Source organism: Plantactinospora sp. WMMB782 (assembly GCF_049179135.1).
Lineage (GTDB): Bacteria > Actinomycetota > Actinomycetes > Mycobacteriales > Micromonosporaceae > Plantactinospora.
Genome location: NZ_JBMHMC010000007.1, coordinates 8,174,521 through 8,187,102, shown reverse-complemented (window position 1 = coordinate 8,187,102; position 12,582 = coordinate 8,174,521). Strand labels below are relative to the sequence as shown.

Here is a 12,582-nt window from a genome sequence, read left to right as displayed (position 1 = left end):
CCTGGGCACAGAAACGGGGGCAATGTGTACGTACTCGGGTTGAACCAGCACCACGATTCGGCAGCGGCGCTGCTGAGGGACGGTGAGATCGTCGCCTTCGTCGACGAGGAGCGACTCACGCGAATCAAGCATGACGGCTCATTTCCCGCCCGTGCCGCGCGGGCCTGTCTGGAAATGGCCGGAATCACTCTCGGCGAGGTCGACCATGTCGCCTATTTCTGGCAGGCCCCCCGGGAGGTGCGGCACGCGGCCTGGCACTTCGTCAGGTACCTTCCGGACACGCTCGCGGTGCTGCGAAACGACGGCGGCACCTTCACGGACAAGGCGAGTGGACTGACCGCGACGCTGCGCAGCGACGGGGCGCAGCGCCACCCGGACGACTACAACGTGGGCGGCGCACTGCTGCTGCACCTGCGTCGCTCGGTCACGCTCGGCAGGATGCTCAAGGACGCACTGGGGCACACCGGACCGACCAGGTTCCGCACCCACCTCGTCGACCATCACCACGCGCACGCGGCCAGCGCCTACCTGCTCTCTCCGTTCGACCGGGCCGCGATCATCACCTGGGACGGGATCGGCAGCGACGGCACCTCGACCTACCTCGGCGTCGGAGTCGGTGACGAGATCCGCGACGTCCGGCGGATCAGGTTCCCGCACTCGCTCGGTGCCCTCTACGCCTGCGTCACCGGCTACCTCGGCTTCAACCCGACCCGGGACGAGGGCAAGGTGATGGGACTGGCCGCCTACGGACGGCCGACGTACGTCGACGACATGCGCCGGCTGGTGCGGCTGCTGCCGGACGGCCGGTACGAGCTGGACCTGCGCTGGTTCCGCCACCACGCGACCGGCAAGCACCAGATGTCGGCCGCGTTCCTGGAGCGGTTCGGCCCACCCCGGGCCCGGACCCGGGGGCCGGTGGACCAGCACTACGCCGACGTCGCATACGCCCTGCAGACCACCCTGGAGGAGACCGGCCTGCATGTCGCGCGCTGGTTGCAGGCGGAGACCGGCGAGACCCGGCTGGCGACCGCGGGCGGGGTCGCACTGAACAGCGTGATGAACGGTCGGCTGCTGCTGGAGACGCCGTTCGAGGAGTTCTTCGCCCAGCCGGCCGCGGCGGACGACGGCTCGGCGCTCGGTGCCGCCCTGATGGTCGCGGTCGGCCAGGGCGCCACCCGGCCGCACGGCGAGTACGTCTTCCTCGGCCCGGAGTTCTCCGAGCAGGAGATGGAGAAGGCACTTGCCGATGCCGGGCTCTCCTACCAGCGCCCGGAGCGGATCACCGACACCACCGCCGAGGCGCTCGCGGCCGGCCGGATAGTCGGTTGGTTCCAGGGCCGGATGGAGTGCGGTCCCCGCGCCCTGGGTAACCGCTCCATCCTGGCCGATCCGCGCGGACCGGACACCAAGGACCGGCTCAACGCGAAGGTGAAGCACCGTGAGCCGTTCCGCCCGTTCGCCCCCTCCTGCCTTGTCGAACGCTCCGGCGAGTACTTCGCCAGCGACCATCCGTCCCCGGTGATGCTGCTCGTCTTCGACGTGCTGGAACACCAGCGGGACAGGGTGCCGGCGATCACCCACGCCGACGGCACGGCGCGGGTGCAGACCGTCTCGGCCGCCGACAACCCCGTCTACCACCAGCTCATCTCGCGGTTCGACGAGCTGACCGGGGTACCGATGGTGTTGAACACCTCCTTCAACGACAACGAGGAGCCGATCGTGTGCAGCCCGGCCGAGGCGGTCGCCTGCTTCCTGCGTACCGATCTGGACGCGCTCGCGCTCGGCCCGTTCTGGACGGAGAAGGCATGAGCGGCGACGGACCGGTCGAAGCCGGGGAGGCGCGTCGGCCGGCGGGGCGCCGGAACGGCAGCGACGGTGCGCCGGGCGGGACCGGGCGACGACCGGCCCTGCTCCGGCATCTGTGGTGGCTGCCGGCGCTCGCCGGAGGGGCGCTGACCGTCCTCATCATGGTCGTACTGCCGCCGGACCGCACCATCGACAGTGCCGCCGAGGTGCTGTTCAAGGTCAGCCCGCTGCTGTTCGCGGTGCTGGCGATCGCCGGTTTTCCCCGACGTCCCGGCCTGGGGATGGCCCTGCTGGGCGTGCTCGTGGTCGGCTACATGGGCGTGCTGGACACCTTCAACGTGAAGCACATCTTCGACTACGCCGAGGCGGCCGACCAGGACGCCGCGTTTCCGGAGCTGTACCAGTTCACGATCTTCATGAACGCGTTCACGGTGCTGGCGGTCCTGTTCGCGTACCGCCTCGGCGGAGCCGCCACGGACCGGGTGCTCAAGGTCGGTCTGGCCGCCGTACTGGTGGTTGTCTCCGGTCTGAACGACCTCGCCTTCTACTACACGAACAGCTGGGCGGACGGCCGGCCGGACCGGCTGCACTGGGCGTCGCACATAAGCGTCTTCGTCGGTGGCCCGCCCAGCCCGACCGTCGCGATCCTGTTCTGTGCCGTACATCTGGTCCTTGCCGGGGTGATCCTGCTGCTACCGGTCCGGCGTTGGCTGGGGCGCCTTCACGACCGGCCGTCGAGGTCGACGAGCAGCTGACGGACGGTGTTCATCGCCTGCCGGATCACCTGGTCCATGTCGAGGTAGGCGTACCGGGCCAACCGGCCGAGCGTGTACCGGGGCGGACCGGGCAGCATCCGCAGCTCCTGTTCGTAGCGGTGCTGCAACTTCCGGTTCGCCCCGGCCACGTCGTCGATCGGGTAGTGCCGGGCCTGCGCCCCCGCGTACTCGTAGCTGACCACGGTGCCGGGCATCGACTGGCCGCTCATCCACTTCGTCTCGATCATCCGGGTGTGCGGTTCCGCCGCGGCCGGGGTGTTCAGCACCCCGCACGGCAACACACTGTCGACATCCGGAAGATATCGACTGCGCAGTGACACCCCGCGCCACGGCAGCCGCCCGAGGGTCTCCTCGAAGAACTCGTCCAGGGCACAGGTCAGCACGATGCCGGCGCTGCCCTGGCACAGGGCGTCCCAGTCCGCGACGGTGACCCGCTGGCCGAGCGTGACCGGCACCCGTCGCAGCAGCGCGTCGATCAACCGTCGGTAGCCGCCGTCGGGCCAGCCCTGGTACGGGTCCCGGAAGAGCGGACGGTACCCGTCGGCACGTAGCTCGATCCGCTTCGGCGCCCATGCCGCGGTGAGGTTCCGGGGATCCGTGCCCCACTGCTTGCGGGTGTAACCCTCGATGAACTCGTGGTAGAGGGTCACCCCCATCAGGTCGACGCACCAGGTCTCGAAGTTGTCCGGTCGGGGTCGCTCCGGTCGCATCGCCAGTTCCCGCTCGATCGCCGGCCACTCGGCCAGGTCGGCCAGCTCCGCCAGCTGCGGAGGCCAGCTCATGGTCCGGCCGAAGACCCTGGTCCGGACGACGTGCCGGTACGGCAGCATCCGGACCAGCCGGGTGACCAGCTGCCACACCTCGCTGTCGGGGGTGTGGAAGATGTGCGCGCCGGTCGGTTCGTAGAGAATGCCGTTGATGTCCGCGGTCCTGAGCTGACCACCGCAGGTGGACTCGGCATCGATTATCTCGACCGTGTGACCGGCCTCGGCCAACAGATGAGCGGCGGTCGCTCCCGCCAGCCCGGACCCGACAACTCGAATGATCCCCGTCATCGTCGGAGCATACGGCCGGATATTCGGTCGCAGTTCCGAGCTACCCTGGCCAGAATCCGGCTGTGACCGCGCACCTTCCGGACGTTTCCGTGTCGCCTGCCACCGCTGACCCCGGCCGGCCCGCCCGCCGACAGCGGTGGCCGTCCCGGCCGGCGTCGCGGACACCGGCACCGACGTGACCGACGCCCTCGTCGCCGGCCTGCTCGCCGGATACGGCGTCGCCATTCCGGTCGGCGCCATCGCCATTCTGGTGATCGGACTTACCGCCCGCACCTCCATCCGGGTCGGTGCCGCCGCCGCACTCGGGGTGGCCACCGCCGACGGGCTCTACGCGGCGATCGCGGTGCTCGGTGGTGCCGCGCTGGCCGGCCTGGTCGAGCCGGTCGCCGAGCCGCTGCGCTGGCTCGCCGTCGGGGTACTGCTGCTGCTGGCGGTCACCGGCGCCTGGGGTGCGATCCGGCACCGCGCCGACCCCGGCCGGGCCGCCCGTACCGACCGGAGCCTGGGTACGCCGCCGCGGGCGTACGCCGGACTGCTGGCGTTGACCCTGCTGAATCCGATGACGGTGCTCTACTTCGCCGCCCTGGTGCTCGGCCGCCGGGCTGGCGCCGAGTGGTCGGCCGGCGCGGAGGCGGTCTTCGTGTTCGCCGCCTTCGCCGCCTCGGCGAGCTGGCAGTTGCTTGTCGCCTCCGGCGGTTCACTGATCGGGCGGGCGCTGGCCGGACCCCGGGGCCGGCTCGGCACCGCCCTGGTTTCCAGCACCCTCATCGCGGTACTCGCGGTGAACGTGCTGCTGAGCTGACCCGGGCACCCGCCATCCCGTGCCAGCCCGTCCCAGCCCGTCCCAGCCCGTGCCAGCCCGTCCCAGCCCGTGCCAGCCCGTGCCAGCCCGGCCATGGTCTGGGCCTGGGCGCCGGTCGGCCGGACCCGGTGGTCGGGTATCGGCGGCGGACGTCGTACCGTTCGGGGGTGAACAGCCGACCCGCTGCCGGCGGCGGCCGGTGGGTGGACGTGCCACCGGCCCGGCTCGCCCGCTGGCTGGACGGTTTCGCGCAGCGGCACGGCGGGCCGCCGGAGGTCGCCGCCGGGCCGGACGGGCTGCGGCTGACCGCCCCCGACGGCACGCTCGCGGTGCTGCATCCGCCGCCCGGCGTGCCCGGCCCGGCCGACGACCTGCCCGCCTTCCTGTCGGCGGTCGCGGTGCCCCGGCGGCTGGGCCTGCTGCTGGCCCGCAAGGGTGCGGTGGCGGTCGGCGTCGCCGACGGCGACCGGCTGGTCGTCTCCAAGGTGGACAGCCGGTACGTGCAGGGCCGCACCGCAGCCGGTGGCTGGTCACAGCAGCGCTTCGCCCGGCGGCGGGACAACCAGGCGAAGGCCGCCGCCGCCGACGGGGCGGAGCTGGCGGTCCGGCTGCTGCTGCCCGAGGCCGGCCGGCTCGCCGCCGTGGTGACCGGCGGCGACCGGCGGGCGGTGGAGAGCATCCTGGCCGACCGGCGGCTCGCCGCGCTGGCGGTGCTGCGGGCCGAACGCCTGCTCGACGTTCCGGAGCCCCGGCACACCGTACTCGTCGACGCCATCCCCGCCGCCCGGGCGGTCCGCGTCCTGCTCCGCGACCCGTAGCCGGCACCCGACCCGACGGCGACAGGCGACCGGGTGGCCTGCGCCCGCCGGTCGCCTAGCCGACAGTTCCCGGCCGCCGTGCCGGGTCGGTCCGGGTCAGCGGGCGGTGCCGAAGGTGTCGCAGGAGCTCGGGTCGCCGCTGGAGTAGCCGGCGCCGAACCACTTCTGCCGGTCGGCCGAGCTGCCGTGGGTGAACTGCGACTCGTCGATCCGGCCACCGGACCTGCGCTGGATCGCGTCGTCGCCGATCGCCGCCGCGGTGTCCAGCCCCTCCTGGATGTCCTGCTCGGTCAGGCTGGTGAAGATCTTCACCCCGCGCTCGTCGGCGGTACCGGTGGCGTTGCGGGCCCAGGCACCGGCGTAGCAGTCCGCCTGGAGTTCCAGCAGCACCGAGAGGCGGTTGGCCTCACCGGGGTCGGCCTGCCGCTGGTCGCGTACCCGCTGTTCGGTGCCGAGCAGGTCCTGCACGTGGTGGCCGTACTCGTGCGCCAGCACGTACGGCTGGGCGAACTCGCCGGGGGCGCCGAGCTGCTCGGCGAGTACCCGGTAGAAGCTCAGGTCGATGTAGACCTTGTCGTCGAGCGGGCAGTAGAACGGTCCGACGCCGGAGTCCGCCTGACCGCAGCCGCTGCTCACCGCCTGCTCGAAGAAGACGGTGTCGGATTCCTGGTACGGCTTGTCGAAGTGTCGGGGCATCGCCTGCTGCCAGTACGCCTGGATGGAGTTTATGTAGAGCGTGTTGCGGCAGTCGAGCTGCTGGAGCGCGTCCTGGGCGTCGCAGCGCTGCTCCAGTGCGGTGTTGTCGCCCTGCTCCTCGCCGCCGGAGCCGGTCAGCTGGCTGACGCCGAAGCCGCCGCCGACCAGGGTGACGAGCACGGCGATGATCAGGCCGACGATCCCGCCCCGGCCGCCGCCGATCGGGATGGGAATACCGGCCCGCCCGCCACCGGACCCGCGCCGGTCCTCCACCTGACTGGTGTCGATCCGTGCGTCCTCGTTGAGTTCCATTCCGTTCCCCGATCGCCCTGATCGCCGATGCCTGGTCCGTCATCGGGTGGCGCGCCCGGTTGTGGCGCGGGACACCTGGCCCGATGTCGCGGTTGGTCGATACCCCGTGATCTTGATCGGTAATCCGGCACCGGCCCGGCCCGGTCGCCCGGTACACTCGACGCGTGCTGCTCTGCGAAGGCTGAACGCCCCGAGCCGACGGATCCGAGGTCCGCCGGCTCGTTCGTGTGCCCTGAGTCAGCCTTCGATCCCGAGAGCGAGTTCTCCGACATGATCACTGCGAGCGGCCTGGAACTGCGTGCCGGCGCCCGGATCCTGCTGTCCGACACCACGCTGCGGGTGCAGCCCGGCGACCGGATCGGTCTGGTCGGCCGCAACGGCGCCGGCAAGACCACCACCCTGAAGGTGCTGGCCGGCGAGGGACAGCCCTACGCCGGCCAGGTCGACCGGCGCAGCCAGGTCGGCTACCTGCCACAGGACCCGCGCACCGGCGACCTGGGGGTCACCGCCCGGGACCGGGTGCTCTCGGCCCGGGGCCTCGACGTGCTGATGGCCCGGATGAAGGAGATCGAGGAGCAGCTCGCCGACGGGACCGACGACGGGCGCCTGGTCCGCCGGTACGGTGCGCTGGAGGACCAGTTCGCCTCGCTCGGCGGGTACGCCGCCGAGGCGGAGGCGGCCCGGATCTGTGCCAACCTCGGCCTGCCGGACCGGATCCTCGCGCAGACCATCGGCACCCTCTCCGGCGGCCAGCGCCGCCGGGTCGAACTGGCCCGGATCCTCTTCCGGGACGCGGCCGAGAACGGCGGCGGGATCCTGCTGCTCGACGAGCCGACCAACCACCTGGACGCCGACTCGATCACCTGGCTGCGTGGCTTCCTCGCCGCGCACAAGGGCGGACTGATCGTGATCAGCCACGACGCCTCGCTGCTGGAGGCGGTGGTGAACAAGGTCTGGTTCCTGGACGCCACCCGCTCGGTGGTGGACGTCTACAACGTCGGCTGGCAGAAATACCTGGAGCAGCGGGAGACCGACGAGCGGCGCCGCCGCCGGGAGCGGGCCAACGCCGAGAAGAAGGCCGGCGCGCTGATGGCCCAGGCAGACAAGATGCGGGCCAAGGCGACCAAGACGGTTGCCGCGCAGAACATGGCCCGGCGGGCCGAGAGGCTGCTCTCCGGGCTGGAGGAGGCCCGGGTCGCCGACAAGGTGGCGAAGGTCCGCTTCCCCAGTCCGGCGCCGTGCGGCAAGACGCCGCTGACCGCCGCCGGCCTGTCGAAGTCGTACGGCTCGTTGGAGATCTTCACCGACGTGAACGTCGCCGTCGACCGGGGTTCCCGGGTGGCGATCCTCGGGCTGAACGGTGCCGGCAAGACCACCCTGCTGCGGATCCTCGGCGGCCTGCTGGAGCCGGACACCGGCGAGGTGCGGCCGGGGCACGGACTGCGGCTGGGCTACTACGCGCAGGAGCACGAGACCCTCGACGTGGAGCGCAGCGTACTGGACCACATGCGCAGCGCCGCCAGTGAGCAGTCCGACACCGACCTGCGCAAGATTCTCGGGGCGTTCCTCTTCTCCGGCGACGACGTGGCCAAGCCGGCCGGGGTGCTCTCCGGTGGTGAGAAGACCCGGCTGGCGCTGGCCACCCTGGTCTGCTCGGGCGCGAACGTCCTGCTGCTGGACGAGCCGACGAACAACCTCGACCCAATCAGCCGGGAACAGGTGCTCGACGCCATCGCCCGCTATCCCGGTGCGATCGTGCTGGTCACCCACGATCCGGGTGCGGTGCTGGCGCTCAAGCCGGACCGGGCGATCCTGCTGCCCGACGGCGACGAGGACGCCTGGAGCGACGACCTCCTCGAACTGGTCGAGCTGGCCTGACCGGGCGGGGCGAGCCGGCTCGGCGAGCAGGTCGGGCCGACCCGGCTGGTTGGTCGAGCCGGCTCGGTGAGCCGGTCGGGCCGGTCCCCGGTGCCGGCGGCGGCACGATTCCGCGTACTGACCGACGACGATCTGCCGCGAGACCGACGAGGATCCGCCGGGATCGGCGCATCCCGACCCTCGTCGAGGTGCCGATCGGGACGGCAGGTACGACAATGTCTCGTGGATGGCCACCGGTGCTCGCGGGCGGTACTGCGCGGACCGGAACACCATTCTGCGGAATCCGGCGACGCGGAATCCTGGCCGGGAACGAAACCCCCTACCGGGTGAGCCGAAACTTGACGTCGTCGGAACGAAACCCGCCGGATGATGAAGCAAAACTCGGGCGGGGTGGAAGGAAACTCGACCGGAAGCCGGGAAAACCGCGTAGCCCCGAGCTGTCGGGCGGACGGCTGCGGCTCGAAATACCCGCTGAGCTGCGGTGCGAGCCGGGAGGGCGGGAGTGCATCGCTTCGATGGCGCAATCACTCAATCGGGAAACTGACACTGCTGTGCGTGTCGGTTGGCGAAGAGTTGATATCTAGCGCATGATCGTTCGAGGCGGTCTAATAGGTGGGACCGTATCGAACCGCACAGTCTGGGACGTGAGGAATCAACATGGCAGCCACCGGCACAGCCACCAGCACTGAGAAGGGTCGCCGGATCGTCGGAGCCGAGCGCCAGACGCTCGCCAAGGACCTGGTCAAGCGGTATACCTCCGGCGAAAGCATCCGCGCCCTGGCGGCCTCGACCGGCCGTTCCTACGGGTTCATCCACCGGGTGCTCACCGAGTCTGGTGTACAGCTTCGTCAGCGTGGCGGTGCGCGTCGTCGGAAGAAGGCGTGACCCGCACAGCAGCCTGGTCCGGACCCAAACGCCTGCGGACCTCTGTATGACCGTCGGCGTACGGCTCAACTGCGACGGGCCGGTAGCGACAGTGACGTTGTGCCGGCCCGACGTACTCAACGCACAGACACCGCAGATGTGGCGGGCGATGCACGACTTCGCCCGGGACCTCCCGGGCGATGTCCGCGTCGTGGTGGTACGGGGCGAGGGTCGAGCCTTTTCGGCAGGGCTCGACCTCTCGGTGGCGACCGGTCGGCCCGGCCCGGGGAAGTCCCCGGAGGACCCGGGGGAGTCCACGGGGAACTCGCTCGCCGAGCTGGCCGCCCTGCCGCCCGAGGAGTGTGCCGAGCGCATCGCCGGTTTCCAGGCCGGTTTCACCTGGCTCCACCGCCCCGACCTGATCTCGATCGCGGCGGTGCAGGGGCACGCCATCGGCGCCGGCTTCCAGCTCGCGCTCGCCTGTGACCTGCGGGTGCTGAGCACCGACGCCACCTTCGCGATGGCCGAGGTCACCCTCGGCCTGGTCCCCGACCTGGCCGGCACCAAGCGGCTGGTGGAGCTGGTCGGCTACGCCCGGGCCCTGGAGATCTGCGTGACCGGCCGGCGGATCGACGCGGCCGAGGCCGAGCGGCTCGGCCTGGCCACCGTGGTGGTGCCGCCGGAGCAGCTCGACGGCGCCGTCGGAGACCTGACGGCGGCGATCCTGAGCGGCAACCGGGACGCGGTGGTGGAGATCAAGGCGCTGCTGGCCGGCGCGGCCGGACGCTCCCCGGCGGAGCAGCAGCGGGCCGAGCGCGAGGCGCAGACCCGCCGAATGCGTGATCTTGTCGGAGCCGGCGAATAGGCTGGACGCCGACGGCGTTCGCGCGCAGCCGGAGGGGAGCGCGCTACGGCCGACGGCGAGGCTGCTCAGGACCACGACGGTGCGAAGGATCATTCGGGAAGAATCGGGCTGCCATTCCGGTTGTCGTAGTCGTCGAGGACGACTGGGAGGTCGCGTGTGGTGAACCCGATGGGTGGCGGTGCCAGCATGGGCGGTTGGAACATGCTGCGTTCGTTGCGCAACCGGGACGAGGTGACCGCGCACCGGGTGACCCGGCGCAGCGTCCGCCGGGTGGTCGAGTTCGCCCGGCCCTACCGGCGCGACATCGCGGTGTTCCTGGTCACGGTCGTGCTCGCCGCGATCATCGGGGTGGCCACCCCGGTCCTCGCCGGAGACGTGATCAACGCCATCTCCCGGGGCGGCTCGGACGCGGCCGGTCTGGTGATCCGGCTGGCCCTGGTGATCGCCGGCCTGGCGGTGGCCGACGCACTGCTCTCGCTGGCTCAACGCTGGTACTCGGCCCGGATCGGCGAGGGGATCATCCTCAACCTGCGGACCCGGGTCTACGACCACGTCCAGCGGATGCCGCTGCAGTTCTTCACCCGGACCCAGACCGGGGCGCTGGTCAGCCGGATCAACAACGACGTGACCGGCGCGCAGCGGGCCTTCACCAGCACCCTCTCCGGGGTGGTCAGCAACATCATCCAGCTGGTGCTCACCGCCGCCGTCATGTTCACGCTCTCCTGGCAGATCACCGCACTCTCCCTGGTACTGCTGCCGATCTTCATCATCCCGGCCCGCCGGGTCGGCCGCCGGCTGGCCGAGATCACCAGGGAGTCCTACGACCTCGACGCCAAGATGAACGCCACCATGACCGAGCGGTTCGGAGTGGCCGGCGCACTGCTGGTCAAGCTCTTCGGCCGGCCCGAGGTGGAGGCGCGGCGCTTCGGCGACCGGGCCGAGCGGGTCCGCGACATCGGCATCCAGTCCGCGATGTACTCCCGCACCTTCTTCGTGGCGATGCTGCTGGTCGCCTCGCTGGCCCAGGCGCTCACCTACGGCCTCGGCGGCTGGCTCGCGGTGCAGGGCAACGTCAGCGCCGGCACGGTGGTCACGCTCGCCCTGCTGCTCACCCGCCTCTACGGCCCGCTCACCGCGCTCTCCAACGTCCGGGTGGACGTGATGAGCGCGCTGGTCTCCTTCGACCGGGTCTTCGAGGTGCTCGACCTGACCCCGTCGATCGCCGAGAAGCCGGACGCGGCGCCGATCCCGCGCGGCGCCGGCCGGCTGGAGTTCGACGACGTGCGGTTCCGCTACCCGAGCGCCGCCGAGGTGTCGCTGGCCTCGCTGGAGGAGGTCGCCACCCTGGAGCGTACGGTCAACGAGCCGGTGCTGCGCGGCGTCTCGTTCACCGTCGAACCAGGTCAGATGGTGGCGCTGGTCGGCCCCTCCGGAGCCGGCAAGTCCACCACCTCGATGCTTGTCTCCCGGATCTACGACGTCACCGACGGGGCGGTCCGGGTCGGCGGCGTCGACGTCCGGGACGCCACCCTCGACTCGCTGCGCGACGCTATCGGCGTGGTCACCCAGGACTCGCACCTGTTCCACGAGACGATCGCCGAGAACCTGCGCTACGCCAAGCCGGACGCGACCGACGACGAACTCTGGGAAGCTCTGCGCGGCGCCCAGGTGGCGGAGCTGGTCCGCTCGCTGCCGGACGGGCTGGAGACCATGGTCGGCGAGCGCGGCTACCGGTTCTCCGGCGGCGAGAAGCAGCGCATCGCCATCGCCCGGCTGCTGCTCAAGGCCCCGTCGATCGTGATCCTCGACGAGGCGACCGCACACCTCGACTCCGAGTCGGAGGCGGCGGTGCAGCGGGCGCTCTCGGTGGCGCTGACCGGGCGTACGGCGCTGGTTATCGCGCACCGGCTCTCGACCGTACGCGAGGCCGACCAGATCCTGGTGCTGGACGGCGGCCGGATCGTGGAGCGGGGCCGGCACGACGAGCTGGTCGCCGTCGGCGGTCTCTACGCCGAGCTGTACCGGACGCAGTTCGCCGTCGTCGACTCCCCGAAGCCGTACGTCGACGCGGTCGGCCCCGAGCCGGTGATCACGATGCCGCGTCCCGACTACGACCCGGTCTGACCGACTCCTCCAGGGTCGCCGCCCGCAGCGCCGCGAACTCGGCGGCCAGCCCGGCAGCGGTGAAGTGCGCGTTCAGCCCGCTCGGATTCGGCAGCACCCACAACCGGGCCCCGCCGAGCGTCTCCGGTTGCCGGCCGATCCGCGCAGTACGCCGTTCGAACGCCGTCCGGTACGCGGTCACCCCGAGTACCGCCACCCAGCGCGGCCGGTAGCGGCGCACCTTGCCGACCAGCAGCCGGCCGCCCGCCACGAGTTCGTCCCGGCTCAACTCGTCGGCCCGCGCACTGGCCCGGGCCGCCAGGTTTGTGATGCCGAGCCGGTGACCGAGCAGTTCGGCCTGGTCGGCCGGATCGACCAGGTGCGGTGTGAAGCCGCCGTGGTGCAGGGCCGGCCAGAACCGGTTACCGGGCCGGGCGAAGTGCCAGCCGGTGGCGGCCGAGTAGAGGCCGGGGTTGATCCCGCAGAAGAGTACGTCCAGGTCCGGGGCGATCAGGTCGGGGAGCTGCCGGTCGGTCGCCGCCGCCACCTCGGCCGGGGTGGGACGGGGTGGCCTTGCGATGACGATCACCTCCGAGGACATCGGCTG

The 12,582-nt window shown here is 71.3% G+C and carries 11 protein-coding genes; 8 read left to right on the top strand and 3 right to left on the bottom strand.

Annotated elements, in window-relative coordinates:
• Positions 1-39: 39 nt before the first annotated feature.
• Positions 40-1,809 (top strand): carbamoyltransferase, encoded by a 1,770-nt coding sequence (locus tag ACN28A_RS38480; RefSeq protein ID WP_421404005.1) that lies wholly within the window; start codon positions 40-42, stop codon positions 1,807-1,809.
• Positions 1,806-2,561, top strand: a complete 756-nt coding sequence (locus ACN28A_RS38475; protein WP_421404003.1) for a hypothetical protein — start codon at positions 1,806-1,808, stop codon at positions 2,559-2,561. Before ACN28A_RS38480 ends, ACN28A_RS38475 begins: the two co-directional genes overlap by 4 nt.
• Here ACN28A_RS38475 and ACN28A_RS38470 read toward each other — a convergent pair.
• Positions 2,528-3,637: a UDP-galactopyranose mutase gene (locus ACN28A_RS38470; RefSeq protein WP_421404001.1), complete on the bottom strand. Its 1,110-nt coding sequence runs from the start codon at positions 3,635-3,637 to the stop codon at positions 2,528-2,530. The genes ACN28A_RS38475 and ACN28A_RS38470 overlap by 34 nt on opposite strands.
• Positions 3,638-3,812: 175 nt before the next feature.
• Between ACN28A_RS38470 and ACN28A_RS38465 the strand changes: the two genes are divergently transcribed.
• A complete protein-coding gene (locus ACN28A_RS38465; protein WP_421403999.1) occupies positions 3,813-4,439 on the top strand; it encodes a LysE family transporter in 627 nt (208 codons plus the stop codon).
• A 167-nt stretch (positions 4,440-4,606) separates the two neighbouring features.
• Positions 4,607-5,257 (top strand): acVLRF1 family peptidyl-tRNA hydrolase, encoded by a 651-nt coding sequence (locus tag ACN28A_RS38460; protein ID WP_421403997.1) that lies wholly within the window; start codon positions 4,607-4,609, stop codon positions 5,255-5,257.
• A gap of 96 nt (positions 5,258-5,353) precedes the next feature.
• Here ACN28A_RS38460 and ACN28A_RS38455 read toward each other — a convergent pair whose 3' ends face one another.
• Entirely contained in the window at positions 5,354-6,265 is a 912-nt protein-coding gene (locus ACN28A_RS38455; protein WP_421403995.1) for a neutral zinc metallopeptidase, read from the bottom strand.
• A gap of 270 nt (positions 6,266-6,535) precedes the next feature.
• Here ACN28A_RS38455 and ACN28A_RS38450 point away from each other — a divergent pair, with 270 nt between their 5' ends.
• The 4 genes from ACN28A_RS38450 to ACN28A_RS38435 all read left to right on the top strand — a co-directional run bounded on the left by ACN28A_RS38450 (position 6,536) and on the right by ACN28A_RS38435 (position 11,996).
• Positions 6,536-8,143 (top strand): ABC-F family ATP-binding cassette domain-containing protein, encoded by a 1,608-nt coding sequence (locus ACN28A_RS38450; RefSeq protein ID WP_421403994.1) that lies wholly within the window; start codon positions 6,536-6,538, stop codon positions 8,141-8,143.
• A 657-nt stretch (positions 8,144-8,800) separates the two neighbouring features.
• Positions 8,801-9,028: a helix-turn-helix domain-containing protein gene (locus ACN28A_RS38445; protein WP_007462679.1), complete on the top strand. Its 228-nt coding sequence runs from the start codon at positions 8,801-8,803 to the stop codon at positions 9,026-9,028.
• A gap of 46 nt (positions 9,029-9,074) precedes the next feature.
• The gene (locus tag ACN28A_RS38440) at positions 9,075-9,872 is read left to right on the top strand and encodes an enoyl-CoA hydratase/isomerase family protein (protein ID WP_421403989.1); all 798 of its coding nucleotides are present in this window, start codon (positions 9,075-9,077) and stop codon (positions 9,870-9,872) included.
• A 168-nt stretch (positions 9,873-10,040) separates the two neighbouring features.
• On the top strand, positions 10,041-11,996 hold the full coding sequence (locus tag ACN28A_RS38435) for an ABC transporter ATP-binding protein (RefSeq protein ID WP_421404883.1): 1,956 nt from the start codon (positions 10,041-10,043) through the stop codon (positions 11,994-11,996).
• Here the strand turns inward: ACN28A_RS38435 and mug are convergent.
• The gene (gene mug / locus ACN28A_RS38430) at positions 11,962-12,576 is read right to left on the bottom strand and encodes a G/U mismatch-specific DNA glycosylase (protein WP_421403987.1); all 615 of its coding nucleotides are present in this window, start codon (positions 12,574-12,576) and stop codon (positions 11,962-11,964) included. The two genes, ACN28A_RS38435 and mug, sit on opposite strands and share 35 nt — an antisense overlap.
• Positions 12,577-12,582: the final 6 nt, after the last annotated feature.